This window comes from Neptuniibacter sp. QD37_6, from assembly GCF_047778085.1.
Lineage (GTDB): Bacteria > Pseudomonadota > Gammaproteobacteria > Pseudomonadales > Balneatricaceae > Neptuniibacter.
Window position 1 is genome coordinate 1,306,690 of sequence record NZ_CP180550.1, and the last position, 18,006, is coordinate 1,324,695.

Here is an 18,006-nt window from a genome sequence, read left to right on the forward strand (position 1 = left end):
CTATATCATATCGCCTTTATTTTAGTTCAACTACCTAATTACTTTTTAGATAGGCTGTAAACATATGCAGTGATCAAGTGAATCTTCTCATCGCTTAGTAGGTCTTTATGCGCTGGCATTACACCATTACGACCAACACGGATAGAGTGAGCCACTTTTTCGAAGCTACCACCGTACAACCAGATGTCATCAGTTAGGTTTGGTGCACCTAGGATAGGTAGACCTTTACCGTCAGTACCGTGACAAGCAGTACATAGTGCTTGGAATTGACCTTTACCGCGAGCTGCGCCTTCAGCGTCAGCTTCTGCACCGCTTAGAGATAGTACGTAGTTAGTTACGTCACGTACGCCTTCTTCGCCTAGTACAGCACCCCAAGGTGGCATGCCGCCGTTACGACCATTAGCAATAGATGTCTTGATAGTCTTCTCATCACCACCGTACAACCAATCGTTGTCCGTTAGGTTAGGGAAGCCGTGTGCACCTGTTGCTGCTGTACCGTGACATAGAGAACAGTTGTTCGCAAACATACGCTGACCCATTTTTAGGCCTAGTGCGTTGTCTGGGTGCTGTAGCTCTTCTGCAGACATAGCTGCGTATTTTGCGAAGATTGGCTTGTACGTCTCTTCAGCGTGAGCCATTTCTTCTTCCCACTGGCCAGTAGAAGTCCAGTTCAATAGACCTGGGAAGCTACCTAAACCTGGGTAAAGAATAAGATAAACAATGCCGAAAACAACGGTGCCCATAAACATCTGGAACCACCATTTTGGCAGAGGGTTATCGTATTCAGCAATGCCATCAAATTCATGGCCTAATGTTTCTTCAGTTGTATCTTGGTGCGGCTGACTTTTGCGAGTAGCAATCAATAGCCAAGCACAACCAAGAATTACAGCTAGGGTAATCACTGCTACCCATGCGCTCCAAAAAGCACTCATTTTTCAATTCTCCCGTCACTGGCCTCAGTATCGTCCGGTTTCATCTCGTCTGTCTCGTCAGGTTCGTTCAGAGGCATGTTGGCTGCATCGTCGTACTTGTCTTTATTCTTTGGGTTAAGCACCCAAACAAATAGCGCCAAGAACGTAATCAGCATGATTACCGGTATATAAGGGCCATAAACTTCGTAACTCACGCGTTACTACCGCTTGTTAGTGTATTCAGAATGCATTTTACCCAGTGCTTGTAGGTAAGCTACAACAGCATCGATCTCGTATTTGCCCTGAACTTCTTTCTGGGCATTAGCGATCTGCTCGTCAGTGAAAGGAACACCAACAGCGCGTTGTGCTTCAAGCTTCTTAGCAGTGTCTGCACCGGTTAGTTTGTTTTCAAACAACCATGGGTAAGAAGGCATCTTAGACTCAGGTACAACGTCACGAGGGTTGTACAAGTGAGCGCGGTGCCAATCATCAGAGTAACGACCACCTACACGAGCTAGGTCTGGACCTGTACGCTTAGAACCCCATAGGAATGGGTGTTCCCAAACGTGCTCATTCGCAGTTGAGAAGTGACCGTAACGTTCCGTTTCAGCACGGAAAGGACGGATCATCTGACTGTGACAAGTGTTACAACCTTCACGGATGTAGATGTCACGGCCTTCAAACTCAAGCGGAGTGTAAGTACGTAAGCCTTCAATTGGCTTAGTAGTAGAAGTTTGGAAGAACAGAGGAACGATCTCTGCTAGGCCACCACCGCTGATTACGATGATGATAAGCAGAATCATCAGGCCAATGTTCTTTTCTATCGTTTCGTGTTTGATCATTTCTATCTGCTCCTATGACCTTAAGCTGCCTGTGCAGAAGCTTGAGCTTCTGGTGCAGTGCTGCCTTTACGAACAGTCTGCCAAGTGTTGTAGGCCATCAGAATCATACCAGTCAGGAAGAACATACCGCCCAACCAACGAACAAAGTAACCAGGGTGAGAAGCTTCTAGTGCTTCTACGAAGCTGTAAGTCAAAGTACCGTCAGCGTTAACTGCACGCCACATTAGACCTTGTAGGATACCGTTAACCCACATCGCGCAGATGTATAGAACCGTACCTACTGTCGCTAGCCAGAAGTGAGTGTTGATTAGACCAACGCTGTACATCTGAGCTTTACCGAATAGGCGAGGGATCATGTGGTAAACCGCACCGATAGAGATCATTGCAACCCAACCCAATGCACCAGCGTGTACGTGGCCAACAGTCCAGTCAGTGTAGTGAGACAGCGCGTTTACTGTCTTAATAGACATCATTGGACCTTCGAACGTAGACATACCGTAGAAGGAAAGAGATACAACAAGGAAACGAAGAACTGGATCCGTGCGAAGCTTATGCCAAGCACCAGATAGAGTCATCATACCGTTGATCATACCACCCCAAGATGGAGCAAGAAGGATCAGAGACATAACCATCGCTACAGACTGAGTCCAGTCAGGAAGCGCTGTGTAGTGAAGGTGGTGACCACCAGCCCAGATGTATGTCGCGATCAACGCCCAGAAGTGAACGATAGATAGACGGTAAGAGTAGATTGGACGTTCAGCTTGTTTTGGTACGAAGTAGTACATCATACCTAGGAAGCCAGCTGTTAGGAAGAAACCTACAGCGTTATGACCGTACCACCACTGGATCATCGCATCTACAGTACCGGAGTAGATGGAGTAAGACTTCCACATAGAAACAGGGATAGCCATGCTGTTAACGATGTGTAGAACAGCTACAGTGATGATGAATGCCATGTAGAACCAGTTACCTACGTAGATGTGAGATGTCTTACGCATCTTCACAGTACCTAGGAATACAATAGCGTATGCAACCCACACGATAGTGATTAGCAGGTCGATTGGCCATTCTAGCTCAGCATATTCTTTGGAAGAAGTTAGACCTAGCGGCAGAGTAATTGCTGCTGCAAGGATAACTGCTTGCCAGCCCCAGAATGTAAACGCTGCAAGGCCATCAGAGATCAGGCGGCGTTGGCTGGTGCGTTGAACTACATAGTAAGACGTTGCAAACAGGGCACAGCCGCCGAATGCAAAGATAACTGCGTTAGTGTGCAGTGGACGTAGACGACCGTAAGTCAGCCACGCTGTATCAAAGTTTAGTGCTGGCCAAACCAACTGTGCAGCAATTAGGACACCGACGGTCATACCGACGATACCCCAAATTACTGTCATGATGGCGAACTGGCGCACCACTTTATAATTGTAGGTGGGGTGTTCAGTTGCTGTGCTCATGTCAGGCTCTCATCAACAAGCTATTTATGGAAATTTTGAGTTTCGCAGGCAATTATCTTGGAATAGGGCCTTATTTTCAATGTGTTTAGGTCATTCAATGAGGCATTTTGTCGCAGTTGCGAAATTTCTACCTAGGTATTGTTTGCTTGATACTTTTAGGTTGGGGTGTTTTTTAACTTAATGAAATATAAGGAATATTTTTTATAGGTTGTAATCCTTTGTTTTAAAAAGAGATATGATTTTGGCGTTTTTTGTCGTAAAAAACGTCGCATTTTGTGCTGCACAGTAAGGCTTTTCTCAGCGTTTGTTGATTCAAGTCAACTTTGAAACAGCGGTAAAACTCATTTTTTGACTGATTAAGGGGCTGTTTATGTTAATTGATGGTGATTTGAAAGCGGGGAAAGTGCTATTTGCACATGGTGCGGGTGCGCCAATGGACAGTGGGTTTATGGAACAGATGGCGGAGCGCTTAGCTAAACTTGGGTTGCAGGTTGTTCGTTTTGAATTTCCATATATGCAGACCATCAGAGAAACTGGCAAGCGATGTCCCCCAGATAGAATGCCTAAATTGCTGGATTACTTTACACAAATGATTGAAGAGCAAGTAGTGGATGGTAAGCCCCTGTATTTGGCGGGAAAATCGATGGGTGGTCGTGCTGCTTCAATGCTACTTAATCATCCAGCTGTAAGTGCCGGATTTGTATTCGGTTATCCTTTTCATCCGCGTGGAAAGCCAGAATCGTTGCGCGTTGATCATTTAAAGGATCTATCGAAGCCTTTGTATATTTTTCAAGGCGAAAGAGATCCAATGGGTTCACTTCCTGAAGTTACAGAGTACAATTTGCCGGCATCTGTCCATGTGCATTGGTTTGAGGATGGTGATCATGACATCAAACCACGTAAGGCTTCAGGTTTTACGCAAATTCAGCATATGGACCATATCGCTCAGATTATCGGGAAACAGCTAAGTTGACATATTTTAATCGATTAGTCCTACAGTGCCGCTCAGGCTTCGAGAAAGAGGTCGCAGGGGAGATTACTGATCAGTGCTCTACTATCGGCCTATACGGATACTGCACCTTAGAGTCTGGTCAGGGTTATGTTGAGTTCCATTTGCAAACTCCAGGTGATGCAGAGAGGGCTATTGGTGAAATTGATTTTAATAGTTTGATTTTTGTAAGGCAGTGGATGGTTTGCGGCGATTGCCAGCAATTAGAACGGGACGACCGCATTTCGCAGTTACAACAGATTCTTAATGATTTTCCTGATTGTACTGATCTTTGGGCAGAATACCCTGATACTACAGATGGTCGCGAGCTGGCTACCTTTTCCAAGAAGTTCAGCTCAGCTTTGGCACAAAAACTACGTAAAAGTGGACGTTTGAAGAAAAAAGCGAATAGTAAAGGTAATCGTTTGTTGCTGTTCGTTTTGTCTGGCAGTGAAATGTTTGTGGGTTATGCGCCTGTGAACAACTCTGCGCCTTGGTCGCTAGGTGTACCCCGTCTTAAGTTCCCCAAACAAGCGCCAAGTCGTTCAACGTTGAAATTGGAAGAGGCGTGGCATTGGTTTATTCCGCGTGACGATTGGGATCAACGAATCCCTCATGGTTCTACAGCAGTCGATCTAGGTGCGGCGCCGGGTGGGTGGACCTGGCAGTTGGTTCAACGCAGTATGTTTGTTACTGCAGTAGACAACGGACCCATGCAGGATCAGTTGATTGAATCTGGGCAGGTGACCCATATTCAAGAAGATGCTTATAAATTTATACCTGTGCAGCCTGTCAATATGATGGTGTGTGATGTTGTAGATAAACCGATTAAAACGGCCGGGATGGCGGCTGATTGGGTGATCAATGGTTGGTGCGATGAGGCTATCTTCAATCTGAAACTGCCAATGAAGCAGCGCTATCAAGAGGTTGTATCTTGTTTAAATCTAATCGCTGAAAGGTTTATGCAGGAAGGCTTAGCGTATGAGTTATCGGCTAAACACCTTTACCATGATCGAGAGGAGATAACCTGCCACCTTAGAGTGCTATAAAAATACAGCGATAAGATGGCAGTTTCAGATATTAGTGTTCAAAAACGGTGACTTTTTCCTCGGTTTCTAGCATTGGGTTAAGAGTCGCCATCATATCTTGGCGCTCTGAGGATTGTGCCCAGCGTTGCCAATCTTGAAGAGTTCTGTAGGTTGCAATAACCATCCTGTGGTTTGGATCACTGGCATTTTTAAGAGCTTCGCCAGAAATGAAGCCGTGTGCTTGCATCGCTAATTGTAGCGTTTCACGGGCAGCTTTTTCATAGTGCTCGCCTAAGTCATCGGCAATATGTCGTTCGATAAGTACTCGAATCATATGATCTCTCCATCTAAAACTACGTTCCACACATATAGAATGGATTATTTTTATTTTAAAAGCGACTTTAGTTGCTTAATTACTGATTAAATGACTTTTGCTGTCATGGGTAATTTGAGACAATATGCATCTTTCTGCAAGAGATAAAACATGACGGACATCAAAGCCGACCATATTCTTGATGCAAAGGGCCTATACTGCCCTGAGCCTGTTATGATGTTGCATAATCATGTTAGGGATATGCTGGCAGGGGAAGTGCTGCATATTTTGGCAACTGATCCTTCTACTCAGCGTGACATTCCTAAGTTCTGTACGTTTTTAGGGCATGAGTTGGTTGAGCAGTATGTAGAAGACGACCTTTACGGGTATTACATTCGTAAGGGTGAATGATGTCTGTGGATGTTGAGCAGATAAGTACTAAAACTAGGCAATTAATTGATCAATTGGAAAATTTGCTAGATTCTGCGGAGGCGAATCTGACTCAGTCAAAGCAAGTTTTCCAATCAGAGGCTAATCAGGTGAATGACGTAGTAAACAAAACGCCAAAGGCGAAATCCAAAAACCGTGCTGCAAATATGGCTGCTCTGCAGCAGTTGATGGAAGCGTATCCGAAAACCTTTGATCGTAAAAACGTTAGGCCTCTAAAAATAGGCATTCAAGAAGATCTTGTTGCTGACGAAAAAGTCGCTAAAAACAAAATCAAACGTGCCCTTGCGAGTTATGTTCGTTCGCTGAACTACTACCGTTCCTTGCGTGAAGGCGCTGAGCGTATAGATATTAACGGTGAGCCTGCTGGTGTTGTGACTAAAGAAGAGTCAGATCACGCGAAAGGTAAGTTGAAAGAGATCAACAAAGTACGTCAAGAGAAGCGCAAAGAGCAAGAGCGTGAAGAGCGTATGAGCAAAAAGCTTGAGATGCTAGTTGGTCGGAAGTAAGTTCTACAGCATATACAAAAAAACGGCGGTTATACCGCCGTTTTTTTATGCCTGTAAAGCTGTTACAAAACCCTTAAGCTTTGCTTAAGGGTTTTGGTGTGCCGTGAAGGTAGCCTTGGCTACCGTCTATATTCAGTCCTTCAAGGATTTGTAGCTGACTTTCTCTCTCTACGTGTTCTGCGTAGGCTTCGATTTCAAGGCTATGAGCTACGCTGATAAGGCTGCTTACAAAGAAGCGGTCTTGATCATTCTGATCGATATTACGGATCAGAGAGCCATCAATCTTAATGTAATCAGGCTGTATTGAGTACAGGTAAGAGAAGCCGCTAGGATGAATGCCGAAATGGTCGACACCAAACTCTGCACCAATGGATTTTAGAGCCTTACGGAACTCTAGAATACCTTCAATATTGTTCAGTACACTGGTTTCATCCAACTCGAACAGTACTTTAACGCCAGGGCTGATAGTCTTTAGCTTATCCAGTAGCCATGTTCTAAAGTTTTCACTGCTTACGGCTTCATGACTCAAGTTAATGGTCAGCGGGCAGGCTATATTATCATGTTGTTCTAGTGCTAGTTCGATTACGGCTCTATCCATCTCGGGCATTAGGCCAAGTTCTTTTGCAACGCTAATGAACTCACCGGCAGAGGCGGGTTGGTTATTCTGGTTAAGAATACGCGCAAAGATCTCATTCTGAATAGGCATTGATCCAGGTTTTTTGCTGAATACGCTTTGAATCTGTAAAAATATTTGGCGTTGATTAATCGCGTTAGCAACATGCTGTTTCCAGTCAGATTGCTGTGGTTGAGTTGTAGTTTTTTCTGAAGAGTTGAATTGTTTCCACAGTACTCTGGATTTTTCTGCTTCGTTACTCGCTATTCGGGCTTCAGATAGTAATTGGCTACTGTTGCTCTCATCGTTACATTCGCAACTGCCGACGCTGATTATTGAGCTTGTAATATCTTGACCAGTGAATTGAGCTAGATACTTACGAGTTTCTTGATCTAACTGTTCCAGTTTAAGCTTCAGCAGGTCAGTATCAGTCGTATTAACCAACAGGATAAAGTCTGCCCCGGTTACACGACCGAGTATGCTTTGATCTGATGTGCGTGCGAAATCTTCTAGATGGCTGGCTAGGTGTTTTAGCAAATTATTAGTCTTATCCATCCCTATCTGCTTATTAGTTTCTTGCAGATTGCATAAGTGGATATTAAATAGGGTGCCTTTACCAAAGTCTTTACGGTAATCAAGGCGTTCGGCGAGCTGGGCTTCAGTTGCGCGTTGGTTGGATAAGCCTGTTAGGCTGTCTTGATAAGCGTTTCTACGTAACTCTTCAATATTCCTAGCTTGCTCATCAAACATCACCTGTACTTGTTTAACCATACGGTTCATTGCTTGCACTACGCGTTTTAACTCACGTGTACTCGGTAATTTGTCTTGCTCTAAATAACGCTTTTCCGAAAGAGCGATCGCTTGCTGTTCTACTGTGTGCAGGGGTTTAAGTAGGTATCTAATAAGTGAGCTGATGGCTAACAGGCATAAAATGGACAGGCATATAAAGAGGATTATGCTATCTTGTGCACCTTTCCAGAGTTTATCATAAGCATAACCAGCGCTGCTTTGTACGTAGATTTTCCCTACTTGTTGCCATTGGTAAGCTACCTCCCTGAACATAGATGGTGGAGTGATTTGTACCATTGATTTAAACCACTCAGGTACCTCTTTACTGGTGGTTTCAGGGGTCTTTTTCTCGAACAGAATCTCTTCATCCGCATTAGTCACAATTATGCGCTGGTAGAATCCGCTGTCGAAAATAGCGTTTACGGCAGTTTCAATAGTTGCACTGTCGTTGTCAGCCATATAAGGGGCAAGGTAAAGGCCTAAATGGGTGGCAGAATCTTGCGCGTGAGATTCTAATTGGTCTTGGAGAATGGAACGCGAGCTTTCTGACATTATGTAAAGGGTGCCAGAAACCAAACCTATGAGTACCGCAAAGATTGCGGCGATAAGTTGGTTAACCAGTGACATAATAGATACTCCTCATCATTAAACCTACCTTAGGTTAAGATCCTTGTTTTCAATACGAGATTGTAGTTTTACCCAAGGCTTTAATCTGTCTGATGTTCCTACTAGTGTAGTTCTACGTCCCATTTTTGAGAGCCATAGTTTATCACCATTAAAACTATAAACGTGCAATAGGTCTGTGCGCTTTGATGCAGGCAGAATTTCGCCATTAATATTATCCAGCACCAATGGTGTTGCACGCGGTTTGGGGTAGTACGTTAAAACCATGTGGGCTTGGTTATACTCTAAGGCTTTAACATAGGCTAAATTCATTTTTTCTACGGGTACGCCTAGTTCTTTGAGTGTGTAGTACTTAGCTATGCTGAAATCTTCGCAGTCACCGCCGTTGGTGATAAGAAATTCTACGGGTGTGGCCCAGTAATCTTTCTTTTTCCAGTGTTTGATATCATCGATAAAGCGCACTTGGTTAAAAAAGTTATTTACGCGTTCTAGCTTATTACTTTCACTCTCATTGGCTAATTCGGTTAATAGGCTCTGCCAAGTTTCGAGTCGAAGTTTAGCTTTGGATCCGTATTTATTCCCCAATTTTTCAATATCAGCTTTGCTCAGGCGAATGCTTTCAGCATCTACTTGGGTAAGTAGAAGAGCTGAAGCTAGTAGTAGCAATACAAAAAACGCAGTATTGAACGTTAAGTTGTTGCTGTGCTGTTTTGATTTAAAGGCTGGGTTCAATGTCCAATCCGTAGCTCAAAAGCGGTTAATCTTTTTGTGTCGGCATCATGCCACAAATTTTTAAAGTTTTTTGCCAAGCTTTTGTATGTTTGTCCCTAGCACGTTGGTAATTCAACCAAAGGCTTTGAGGTGCTGTTTTGGACAGTATAGTTGTTGAATAAGTTTCCATTGATTGTGGAATGGATACTGATAGTGCTATGTGATTTTGCAGCAATTGCAGATTAAGGTCGAGCCATTGAGAGGCATATCGGTCAGTTTGCGCTAAATAAGGTAAAACTTCACCGATATAAAACTTATAAAAAACATTTTCTAGAATGCGTGCTGTTTTATTTGGACTTTCGTTTCTACATAGAGGGTTTTTAGGTGAATTACGTTGTTCTAATAAGTGAGCGGCTTGATCAAGGTGGTAGGTCAATATTTCAAGTGAGCTGATAATTGCTGGGCCAGATCGATTACTGTGTAAGACTTTGAATGCTTGGTTTAAACGTTCTTTATTAGGCTTTGTCGTTCCCAATTGATCAAGGTTGTTAGCGGTTAAATTCACTAATGTTTGCAGGGCTTCGATACTTTGTTGGCTGCTGCTGTTATCAGTAATCGGAAGGGGCGCTTGTGATCGACTGAAATTTGCTTCTACCTCTGGAGCAGTAAATATTCCATTCCATAATTCAGCTGGTAGATTTTCGCGTTTGACGCGATAGATTTCGTTAACTCTTCTGAGCAATTCAGTATCAATTGCGATGTCATTTCCCAAGGATTGTCTGCACTGATTCAATAAATAATAGAAATTAAGCTCATATTGTAATTTCGTTGATGGCTTGGCTACCTTGCCAAGAGAGCTATTTCGCTCTGCGATTAGAGGTAGCAGATCACAACGTTTTAACTTCAAAACGTCTAAAAGACCTTCTCGGATCTCTGTGGTTTTGAGTATTCGATCGCGTTTAAGCGGGAATTGCACTCTTGTCACAGGGATGTATGACTGAGGTTGATTTAGATCTAGGGTGTTACTTAGACGGTAAAGGTAATTATCCAAGATTAGTTCAGGTGTATCTCGGCTACATCCGCTAAGGGAGATTAGTAGGATGATAAAAATTGAGAACCGTATTAGCATAACTAGGTTAATGATATTGGGCTTGGCTGAGCACTTGGTTGCTTTTCCAGTGTAATCGAGTAATTAACAGTATAGCGCCAATGGTTAAGCCAATAAGTAAACCAATCCAGAATCCTTTTGGGCCCATAGCTGGAGTAATCAACTCTGTTTTACCTAAGATATAACCAGAAGGAAGACCAATGAGCCAATAGGCGATAAACACTAGCATAAGTGGAGCAACGGTGTCTTTGTAGCCCCTAAGTGCGCCTGAGCAAGTTATCTGGATGGCGTCTGAGAACTGGAAAAGGGCTGCAATAATGATCAATGTACTGGCGATCTCAATAATCTGAACTTCTTGGGTATAAAGCTCGGCAATTGGCGTTGCAAATATTGCCATCAGTGAAGAGCTGAAGATTGCCAAGGTTAAAGTGATAATCAAACCTGTAACAGCACTGAATTTTGCTGCTTCAGGTTTTTGCGCTCCGAGTTGATGACCAACGCGTATGGTGAGTGCCAGGGATATACTTAAAGGCAGCATAAAGATCAGGCCGGTAAAGCTGATCGTGATCTGGTGAGAGGCGATCATTACCTCACCAAAATCTGCCAAAAGTAGGGCAATTACCGAAAACATGCTGACTTCAATTAAAAGGGCGATGCCGATGGGCAGTCCGAGCTTTAAAAAGTTTTTAAGTGCTGATGGTTCAGGTAGAGACCAACCAGAAAAAGGTTTGATCGTTACAAAGGTGGGTGACTTAGCTAGATAGATAAACGCGCTAAAGAACATAATCCACATAACAATCGCTGTTGCCCAGCCGCAACCTACGCCTCCTAGTTCTGGAAAACCAAACTCGCCATAGATAAGTGCATAGTTAAGTGGGATGTTACATAACAGTCCAAGGATGGAAATTTTCATCGCGGGCTGCGTTTTACCAAAACCTTCAATATAGCTGCGGATAAGTTGATAAAGCAGAAGGGCAGGGAATCCCCAGCTTATAGCCGCTAGGTATTGTGTGGTTAAGCTTGCTAGCTCCTCCTCTACGCCCATGAAGGCAAGAACTGGATCGCAGTTATGCAGGGCATAGATCGCAAGTAAGCTTAAAATGGCGACTATGATCACGCCCTGATGCAGTGTCTCCGAGCTAGCATTTTCTTTATTGGCACCTACAAGATGCGCAACCATAGGCGTGGTGGCCATTAAGATGCCTTGGCTAGCAATAAAAATGGGTAGCCAGATACTTGACCCTAATGCCACAGCGGCTAGATCTGTTGCGCTGTAACGTCCGGCCATCAGCGTATCGACAAAACCCATAGAGGTTTGTGCGACTTGAGCGATCGCTATAGGGAAGCCAAGTGCAAGAATTATTTTGATTTCTTCTAGACGTTTCAGGGGATGATCCTTAGATACAACTGAAAGAGGCAGAGTTAAGTTGTTATAGCTTTTCTCGAACCTGTGTTGGTTTTAAGTATACCGCGATGAAGCGAAGTTGGATTAAATCTTATGATAAAAATTAAGGGCTCAATCACGCTAATAAATTGTTTTGCTAGCGGATATGGCAATCAAACACTTACCGATTAGTCGAGTATTAGACTATTGTAGAATCCTTTTTGGTTAAAAAAACATCAAAAAACGCACGAATGGAATTGAATTAACACAAAGCAGCGCTATGATCAGATGATCGGAAAAGACATGGCTGCTTTAACGTTGCGGCAAGGAAACTCTTAGCCTAACTCTTTCAATGCTGTCTGTTTTTTCTATTTAACAGCTTTAAGCAGGAAATCTTTCGTTGCTTCGGCTGATTTTAATTATCCAAAATAGGGTTTTGAAAGATGGCAACAACTGGAACAGTTAAGTGGTTTAACGACGAAAAAGGCTTTGGTTTTATTGAGCAGGAAGGCGGTCCGGACGTATTTGCACATTTCAGTGCAATTCAGGGCGAAGGCTTCAAAAGCTTAGCTGAAGGCCAAAAAGTAGAGTTTACTGTGACTCAAGGTCAAAAAGGCCCGCAAGCTGAAAACATCGTTAAAGTTTAAGCTGTTGCTACGGGGTTAAAGTCCCGTCCTGCACATGATAGAAAGGCAAGCCTAGGGCTTGCTTTTTTATTGCATAAAAGCTGTATCGATTAATGAGTACTACTTTCCAGAAGGGTTAAGATCTGTAGTGCTTCTTCTCTGCTTTGACCGCAAAATTCTTCTTCAGGTGCAAAGTCAGCACAAGCTTTTGGTCTTTGATCTGTACCAAAGATATTGCATCTATTTTGCTGGTCTAAATGTTTGCAACGTTCGCCCGCAGGTTTGTTTAGGCTGGTGATGCTCGGTGCAATACAGCAAGCACCGCAGTTTTCTCGACATTGCATAGTAATAACGATAGGGAAAGTTAAAAGGTTATTGTAGCGAAAAGGGTAGAGAAATAAAAAAGCCGGTCAGAAGACCGGCTTTGGAATTGGCTCTATATCATTGTAGTTATATTCGACTAGGCTGCTGTGCCTTGATCTTGCAGGCTGCTATCAGCCTGCAGTTCAGTCTTTTTTATAGTATCAAGCCCCAGCGTAGATAAAGTGCGTTTACGCACGCTATTTAGTAACGCTGCATCTTGAGTCAGATCCTGACCGTAAGATGGGATCATCGCATGAATCTTGTCTTGCCACTCTTGTGTAGCAAGTTTTTCTGCGAAGCATGTTTCCACAATGTTGATCATCGTCTGGACTGCAGTTGATGCGCCTGGTGAAGCACCTAGAAGAGCAGCAAGCGTACCGTCTTCAGCCGAGATTACTTCGGTACCGAATTCCAGCTTGCCTTTACCATTCTCATCTTCTTTGATGATCTGTACGCGTTGGCCTGCGTAGGACAGTTCCCAGTCTTCATCTTTTGCATCAGGGAAGAAGTTCCTTAGTGCGTCTACACGAGAACTGTGAGACTGCATAACTTCGCTGATTAGGTACTTAGTAAGGTCCATGTTATTCATGCCTACAGAAAGCATCGGCTTGATGTTGCCAAGGTTGATGCTGAGTGGCATGTCGAAGATAGAGCCTTTCTTCAAGAACTTAGTTGTAAATCCAGCAAATGGACCAAACAGTAGTGCTTGTTCACCGCCGATGACACGAGTGTCTAAGTGAGGTACAGACATCGGTGGGGCGCCGATAGGCGCTGTGCCATAAACTTTAGCCAAGTGCTTTTTAACGATTTCTGGTTTGCGGCAAACTAGCCACTGACCACTTACAGGGAAGCCGCCATAACCTTTACCCTCGGAAATGCCTGCTTTTTGTAGAAGTGGTAGTGCACCACCACCTGCCCCAAGGAATACAAACTTAGCGTTGATAACTTCTTTATCGCCAGTTTGGTCATTCTTTAGGGTGACCGTCCAATTCTTATCTTGGTCTTGCTTCAGGTCTTTTACTGTACGGCTTAGTAGAAGCTCGAAATCATCCTGAGCTTCTAGGAAGTTCACCATGTTGCGTGCAAGCGAACCAAAGTTTACGTCGGAGCCGTAAGCAACGCGAGTGGCTGCAACTTTCTCACTTGGATCACGGTTTTCCATGACCAGTGGCATCCACTCTTTCAATACTGAGTGATCTTCGCTGTATTCCATATCTGCAAACTGGTGCGTAGTACTCAATGTTTCATAACGATTGCGAAGGAATTCTACGTTCTTCTCACCCCATACAAAGCTTTGGTGTGGTACAGGGTTAATAAATTGAGAAGGTTCAGGAAGAGCATTTTGTTCTACGAGGTATGACCAGAATTGCAAGCTAACTTCGAAAGAGGCATTAATCGCGAAAGCTTTAGTGGCATTGATCGTGCCGTCTGGCATTTGTGGCGTGTAGTTCAATTCACAATATGCCGCGTGGCCCGTACCGGCATTGTTCATGCCATCTGTACTTTCATGGGCGACATGATCTAGGCGCTCGATCATGCTGATTTTCAGGGAAGGATCTAGCTGCTTGAGCATGACGCCAAGGGTCGTACTCATAGCTCCCGCGCCGACTAGCAATACGTCTACTGATTTTGTGGTCATAGGAACTTCGCCATTTTAATAATAATAATGGTTTGTGAAGTAGCTGCGGGGATGGGGGCTTGTGGCCGCAACAGTCATGACTTTGGTGAGTCAGCTGTTATCACCCGAGACTTCTTTGTTCTGCAACACCTAGAACATAATTTTATGACATTTTCAGGAGGTTGCAGGATGTTTGGCGCGAATTATACGGATTCTGTCGGCAATGTCTTGGGAAATAAGGCCAAAGGAGTTAACAATTCGGATTAGATTAATTCTAAAGTATTACATATTTTGGCGTGAGTGCTGTCGTATGAAGTAATGTTTGCGGTCTTTGTGTATATAGCTATTCTCTAAAGTTATTAAAGGTGGATATAACTGATCTCTTTTATTTACTTCTCCGGTCTGCTCGACTAGTCTGCTGCGAATCTGAAAAGCCTAAAACAGGAGCGCTTATATGGAAGATATTATTGAGTTACTACAAGAGCGTAATGTCGAAGTTCCTGTACCTTTAGATCTACCTGATGAAGACGATCTTGTTGAGATCGAAGAGCAGATTCTGATTTCACTCCCGGATGAGTATAAGCATTTCCTGCTTGAAGTAAGTGATATCGTTTGTGGTTCTATTGAGCCGGCGACTGTGGCTGATCCCAGTTCGCACACTTTTTTACCTGAATTAGCTGCTACAGCTTGGGATATAGGTATGCCTCGAGAGTATATCCCGATCTGTGAGCATGCGAATGGCTATTACTGTATTACGCAAGATGCGGCCATCCTGCTTTGGCAACACGGTGATACGATTGAAGACGAGTGGCCATCTATTTGGAACTGGGCCAAAGACGTATGGTTGGAGAGTTAATTAATGAACAGACAAATATTTCAGCAGATTGAAGCTTTTGCTGAGTCGATGATGAAAGCGGCTGAGACGGATAACGAAAAAGAGTTTTATTCGGTTTATGCTGAACTGGAAACTTTAGCTGAACAGTATAAAGGCAAGAAGAGTGATCACCCTGTGTTTTGGGAGACACTGGCTGACTTTACAGAAGAAAACCAAGATGCGATTGAACTCTATCAGCAAGCTTATCAGTTGGCTGAGAGCTTAAAAGAGACTGAGTATAAAGCGTCGATTCAATATTCTTTAGCTCAGCGTCTATTTGAAGAAGGTCAAACAGAGGATGCGCTTGAAGCTTTGGCTAAAGCGGAGAAATTTGCGGGATTCACTGAAGATCAGGAACTTCAAGCAGATATTCAGAAGTTACGATCTGAGATTGAATAATCGATACTGTCTAAAATATAAAACGGACTAAAACAAAAAAAACGGAGCAGATGCTCCGTTTTTTGTTGCTAATTAACTTAGTCGATACGTACTGCTACATAACGACCTGGTGCTGCTTCGATAACGCTGTGCTCATCGTTACCTGGTGCGGTTGGGGCCGCAACTTTCTTACCAGCACGACGCTTCAGCCACTCAGCCCAGTGAGGCCACCATGAACCTTCCTGACGCTCAGCCGATTCTAACCAGCTATCTGCACCGTTACCTAGTTCACCGTTGATCCAGTAGTTGCGACGGTTCTTAGAAGCTGGGTTGATAACACCTGCAACGTGACCGCTTGCGCCTAGAACGAACTCGTTTTTGCCTTTCAGTAGTTCGGTACCTTCGAAAGTACCTTTCCAAGGAGCAATGTGATCTTCGATTGTAGATAGGAAGTAGCAAGGGATCTTGATCTTACCAAGATCGATCTTCTCACCGCAGATAGTTAACTGGTCTTTCTTAGTTAGACCGTTTTCCATGTACATGTTGTTGATGTAGTACGTGTACATGCCTGCTGGTAGGTTAGTCGAGTCACTGTTCCAGTACAGGATATCGAACGGAGGAGGCGTCTGACCTTTAAGGTAGTTGTTAACAACGTAAGACCAGATTAGATCGTTTGAACGTAGCATGTTGAAAGACGTAGCAAGCTCACGACCACTTAGGTAGCCCTGATTATTCACTTTGTCTTCAAGTTTCTTAATCTGCTGTTCGTCAATGAATACACATAGATCACCCGGGTCAGTGAAGTCTAGAAGTGTCGTGAAGAACGTTGCAGAAGCGATAGACGTATCTTTACGTGCTGCCATTACCGCTAGAGCAGTTGTTAGTAGAGTACCGCCTACACACCATGCTACAGCGTTAACTTTATCGCTCTTAGTAATGTCTTGAACTACTTGGGTCGCTTTTAGGATGCCTTTTTCTACGTAGTCATCCCAAGTGATATGACCCTGTTCAATTGTTGGGTTCAACCAAGAAATAACGAAGGTTGTTTGGCCTTGGTCTACGCAGTATTTTACATAAGAGTTGTTTTCTTGCAGGTCAAGGATGTAGAACTTGTTGATACAAGGAGGCACGATCATTGTTGGGCGAGCGTAAGTCTCTTCAGTCGTTGGTTTGTACTGAATAAGCTGGAACATCTCGTTTTCAAATACAACAGAACCTTCAGTCGTTGCAATGTTCTCACCCAGAACAAATGCAGACTCGTCAGTCATAGAGATGCGGCCTTTTTCAGCATCACCTAGTAGGTTCTTAAGGCCATCAACTAAGCTCTGACCTTTAGTTTCCAACGCTTGTTGAAGCACTTCAGGGTTAGTGATTGCAAAGTTGGTTGGAGACATGGCATCGATATATTGCTGCGTGTAGAACTCAAGTTTCTTCTGTTCTTGGTCAGAAAGATTCGCATTTGCCGCCATTTCCTGAAGAAGTTTGGAACTTAGTAGGTAAGACTGCTTGATGTAATCGAAAACTGGGTTTTGAGACCATTCTTCTGCTTGGAAACGACGGTCGCCACGCGCTGGCTCTGCAACAGATTCGCTACTTTTACCTGTTAGCAGGTTGGTCCACAGGCTCATTTGACTCTGCTGATAGTCAGTAATTGCACGGATCCAAACGGTAGGGTCTTCCCAAGAGCGGTTAGCTAACTCTGTCCAGGATTGCGTGAACTTAGTGAAAATATCATCACAGCCAGAAGCTGAGAACATCTCCAATACTTTCTGGGTTTCGGTGTTCAGGTAGTCAATAAACTCCTGAGGGTTGGAAAGTAGGTTGCTATTGTTGTCCATTGGGTCGCCTTTCTTTGTCATATCCGTCCTTCCATCTTGCCTGCTTCACATATTCTTAACGAGTATGGAATAGTGGAAATACAAGTTTTACGGTTTAGCTCACAATATCGCAACTTTTAATTGCGTTTTCGTGAATATATATGTCCAGCATATTCTTGTGCGGTGCAATGTATCAAGGTATTCCTTGGTCGATCACACTAAGGTGTTACGGCCTTGGTTCAATAAATGTCATACTGATTGTAGGTAAAACGCTCGTTTTATGTGGTGATTTTAATTGCTCGTCAGGTTTCGTTCGTCAATCATATCCTCTATATGTTGCAGAATTTTATAACTCTATTCTTCTGTATTTCGCATCTGCTTTATGGTCTCTTTATGGATTGTTTTGTCTTTCTTTAAATCCGGGCTTTGGTACTAAAGCGCTTTTAAAACAGAATGATGCACTGCTGCATAGGGAGTATTTATTAACTTTTAACCTTGAATATGTTTCAAGGGTTTAAGACCTGCACCTTTCAAGTACCACTTGCCTAATCAGCAATCTGTAGGACTGAAACTCACAGAATTTAACTCTTCTGTGCGATCTTTGATGTCATC

At 43.6% G+C, this 18,006-nt stretch carries 19 protein-coding genes; 7 read left to right on the top strand and 12 right to left on the bottom strand.

All coding sequences use genetic code 11. The annotated features are described in order from the left end of the window. Positions 1-38: 38 nt before the first annotated feature. Genes ccoP through ccoN form a run of 4 tightly spaced genes read right to left on the bottom strand, consistent with a single transcriptional unit; the run spans position 39 to position 3,204 of the window. A complete protein-coding gene (ccoP, locus tag ACMXYO_RS06025) occupies positions 39-932 on the bottom strand; it encodes a cytochrome-c oxidase, cbb3-type subunit III (RefSeq protein ID WP_415884064.1) in 894 nt (297 codons plus the stop codon). Beyond that, a complete protein-coding gene (locus ACMXYO_RS06030) occupies positions 929-1,126 on the bottom strand; it encodes a cbb3-type cytochrome oxidase subunit 3 (RefSeq protein WP_415887639.1) in 198 nt (65 codons plus the stop codon). The genes ccoP and ACMXYO_RS06030 overlap by 4 nt, the downstream gene beginning before the upstream one ends. Before the next feature lie 6 nt (positions 1,127-1,132). After that, positions 1,133-1,750 carry a cytochrome-c oxidase, cbb3-type subunit II gene (gene ccoO, locus ACMXYO_RS06035; protein WP_415884648.1) on the bottom strand — a complete coding sequence of 206 codons (618 nt, stop codon included), beginning with the start codon at positions 1,748-1,750 and terminating at the stop codon, positions 1,133-1,135. Positions 1,751-1,773: 23 nt separating this feature from the next. After that, positions 1,774-3,204: a cytochrome-c oxidase, cbb3-type subunit I gene (ccoN, locus tag ACMXYO_RS06040; RefSeq protein WP_415884066.1), complete on the bottom strand. Its 1,431-nt coding sequence runs from the start codon at positions 3,202-3,204 to the stop codon at positions 1,774-1,776. A 370-nt stretch (positions 3,205-3,574) separates the two neighbouring features. Here ccoN and ACMXYO_RS06045 point away from each other — a divergent pair, with 370 nt between their 5' ends. Beyond that, positions 3,575-4,177, top strand: coding sequence for an alpha/beta family hydrolase (locus ACMXYO_RS06045; RefSeq protein ID WP_415887640.1), 603 nt, complete (start codon positions 3,575-3,577; stop codon positions 4,175-4,177). Then, on the top strand, positions 4,174-5,241 hold the full coding sequence (gene rlmM / locus ACMXYO_RS06050) for a 23S rRNA (cytidine(2498)-2'-O)-methyltransferase RlmM (RefSeq protein ID WP_415887641.1): 1,068 nt from the start codon (positions 4,174-4,176) through the stop codon (positions 5,239-5,241). The genes ACMXYO_RS06045 and rlmM overlap by 4 nt, the downstream gene beginning before the upstream one ends. 31 nt (positions 5,242-5,272) lie before the next feature. Here rlmM and ACMXYO_RS06055 read toward each other — a convergent pair whose 3' ends face one another. Beyond that, positions 5,273-5,554, bottom strand: a complete 282-nt coding sequence (locus ACMXYO_RS06055) for an antibiotic biosynthesis monooxygenase family protein (protein ID WP_415884070.1) — start codon at positions 5,552-5,554, stop codon at positions 5,273-5,275. A gap of 150 nt (positions 5,555-5,704) precedes the next feature. Here ACMXYO_RS06055 and tusA point away from each other — a divergent pair, with 150 nt between their 5' ends. Together tusA and ACMXYO_RS06065 are read left to right on the top strand one after the other, a co-directional pair. Next, positions 5,705-5,944, top strand: coding sequence for a sulfurtransferase TusA (gene tusA / locus ACMXYO_RS06060; RefSeq protein ID WP_415884071.1), 240 nt, complete (start codon positions 5,705-5,707; stop codon positions 5,942-5,944). After that, positions 5,944-6,489, top strand: coding sequence for a ProQ/FINO family protein (locus tag ACMXYO_RS06065; RefSeq protein ID WP_415887642.1), 546 nt, complete (start codon positions 5,944-5,946; stop codon positions 6,487-6,489). The genes tusA and ACMXYO_RS06065 overlap by 1 nt, the downstream gene beginning before the upstream one ends. Positions 6,490-6,562: 73 nt before the next feature. On the opposite strand, the gene ACMXYO_RS06070 is transcribed toward ACMXYO_RS06065, so the two are convergent. The 4 genes from ACMXYO_RS06070 to ACMXYO_RS06085 form a co-directional block, all read right to left on the bottom strand. Further along, complete coding sequence (locus ACMXYO_RS06070; protein ID WP_415887643.1) at positions 6,563-8,518, bottom strand: EAL domain-containing protein; 1,956 nt, start codon at positions 8,516-8,518, stop codon at positions 6,563-6,565. A 24-nt stretch (positions 8,519-8,542) separates the two neighbouring features. After that, complete coding sequence (locus ACMXYO_RS06075) at positions 8,543-9,181, bottom strand: transglutaminase-like cysteine peptidase (protein ID WP_415888075.1); 639 nt, start codon at positions 9,179-9,181, stop codon at positions 8,543-8,545. Between the two features lie 91 nt (positions 9,182-9,272). Next, positions 9,273-10,355: a DUF3080 family protein gene (locus tag ACMXYO_RS06080; protein WP_415887644.1), complete on the bottom strand. Its 1,083-nt coding sequence runs from the start codon at positions 10,353-10,355 to the stop codon at positions 9,273-9,275. A gap of 7 nt (positions 10,356-10,362) precedes the next feature. Further along, positions 10,363-11,643 (bottom strand): MATE family efflux transporter, encoded by a 1,281-nt coding sequence (locus ACMXYO_RS06085; RefSeq protein ID WP_415887645.1) that lies wholly within the window; start codon positions 11,641-11,643, stop codon positions 10,363-10,365. Between the two features lie 518 nt (positions 11,644-12,161). On the opposite strand from ACMXYO_RS06085, the gene ACMXYO_RS06090 reads away from it, so the two are divergent. Next, complete coding sequence (locus ACMXYO_RS06090) at positions 12,162-12,365, top strand: cold-shock protein (protein ID WP_415884078.1); 204 nt, start codon at positions 12,162-12,164, stop codon at positions 12,363-12,365. A gap of 89 nt (positions 12,366-12,454) precedes the next feature. Here the strand turns inward: ACMXYO_RS06090 and ACMXYO_RS06095 are convergent, their stop codons facing one another. Further along, the gene (locus ACMXYO_RS06095) at positions 12,455-12,688 is read right to left on the bottom strand and encodes a hypothetical protein (RefSeq protein WP_415887646.1); all 234 of its coding nucleotides are present in this window, start codon (positions 12,686-12,688) and stop codon (positions 12,455-12,457) included. Positions 12,689-12,804: 116 nt separating this feature from the next. Then, on the bottom strand, positions 12,805-14,346 hold the full coding sequence (gene mqo, locus ACMXYO_RS06100; protein WP_415887647.1) for a malate dehydrogenase (quinone): 1,542 nt from the start codon (positions 14,344-14,346) through the stop codon (positions 12,805-12,807). 433 nt (positions 14,347-14,779) lie between these two features. Here mqo and ACMXYO_RS06105 point away from each other — a divergent pair, with 433 nt between their 5' ends. Both ACMXYO_RS06105 and ACMXYO_RS06110 read left to right on the top strand, forming a co-directional pair. Continuing rightward, positions 14,780-15,181 (top strand): SMI1/KNR4 family protein, encoded by a 402-nt coding sequence (locus ACMXYO_RS06105; RefSeq protein ID WP_415884081.1) that lies wholly within the window; start codon positions 14,780-14,782, stop codon positions 15,179-15,181. A 3-nt stretch (positions 15,182-15,184) separates the two neighbouring features. After that, entirely contained in the window at positions 15,185-15,598 is a 414-nt protein-coding gene (locus ACMXYO_RS06110; RefSeq protein ID WP_415887648.1) for a tetratricopeptide repeat protein, read from the top strand. A gap of 77 nt (positions 15,599-15,675) precedes the next feature. Here the strand turns inward: ACMXYO_RS06110 and ACMXYO_RS06115 are convergent, their stop codons facing one another. After that, on the bottom strand, positions 15,676-17,436 hold the full coding sequence (locus ACMXYO_RS06115; RefSeq protein WP_415887649.1) for a PHA/PHB synthase family protein: 1,761 nt from the start codon (positions 17,434-17,436) through the stop codon (positions 15,676-15,678). Between the last annotated feature and the right edge of the window lie 570 nt (positions 17,437-18,006).

What these genes read in the sequence shown, in the direction of transcription:
- ACMXYO_RS06105 (WP_415884081.1), top strand. Translation starts at nt 14,780, where the DNA reads ATGGAAGATATTATTGAGTTACTACAAGAGCGTAATGTCGAAGTTCCT.
- ACMXYO_RS06055 (WP_415884070.1), bottom strand. Translation starts at nt 5,554, where the DNA reads ATGATTCGAGTACTTATCGAACGACATATTGCCGATGACTTAGGCGAG.
- ACMXYO_RS06115 (WP_415887649.1), bottom strand. Translation starts at nt 17,436, where the DNA reads ATGACAAAGAAAGGCGACCCAATGGACAACAATAGCAACCTACTTTCC.
- ccoN (WP_415884066.1), bottom strand. Translation starts at nt 3,204, where the DNA reads ATGAGCACAGCAACTGAACACCCCACCTACAATTATAAAGTGGTGCGC.
- mqo (WP_415887647.1), bottom strand. Translation starts at nt 14,346, where the DNA reads ATGACCACAAAATCAGTAGACGTATTGCTAGTCGGCGCGGGAGCTATG.
- ACMXYO_RS06095 (WP_415887646.1), bottom strand. Translation starts at nt 12,688, where the DNA reads ATGCAATGTCGAGAAAACTGCGGTGCTTGCTGTATTGCACCGAGCATC.
- tusA (WP_415884071.1), top strand. Translation starts at nt 5,705, where the DNA reads ATGACGGACATCAAAGCCGACCATATTCTTGATGCAAAGGGCCTATAC.
- ACMXYO_RS06065 (WP_415887642.1), top strand. Translation starts at nt 5,944, where the DNA reads ATGTCTGTGGATGTTGAGCAGATAAGTACTAAAACTAGGCAATTAATT.
- ccoP (WP_415884064.1), bottom strand. Translation starts at nt 932, where the DNA reads ATGAGTGCTTTTTGGAGCGCATGGGTAGCAGTGATTACCCTAGCTGTA.
- ACMXYO_RS06110 (WP_415887648.1), top strand. Translation starts at nt 15,185, where the DNA reads ATGAACAGACAAATATTTCAGCAGATTGAAGCTTTTGCTGAGTCGATG.
- ACMXYO_RS06085 (WP_415887645.1), bottom strand. Translation starts at nt 11,643, where the DNA reads ATGGGTTTTGTCGATACGCTGATGGCCGGACGTTACAGCGCAACAGAT.
- ACMXYO_RS06070 (WP_415887643.1), bottom strand. Translation starts at nt 8,518, where the DNA reads ATGTCACTGGTTAACCAACTTATCGCCGCAATCTTTGCGGTACTCATA.
- ACMXYO_RS06045 (WP_415887640.1), top strand. Translation starts at nt 3,575, where the DNA reads ATGTTAATTGATGGTGATTTGAAAGCGGGGAAAGTGCTATTTGCACAT.
- ACMXYO_RS06090 (WP_415884078.1), top strand. Translation starts at nt 12,162, where the DNA reads ATGGCAACAACTGGAACAGTTAAGTGGTTTAACGACGAAAAAGGCTTT.
- ACMXYO_RS06080 (WP_415887644.1), bottom strand. Translation starts at nt 10,355, where the DNA reads ATGCTAATACGGTTCTCAATTTTTATCATCCTACTAATCTCCCTTAGC.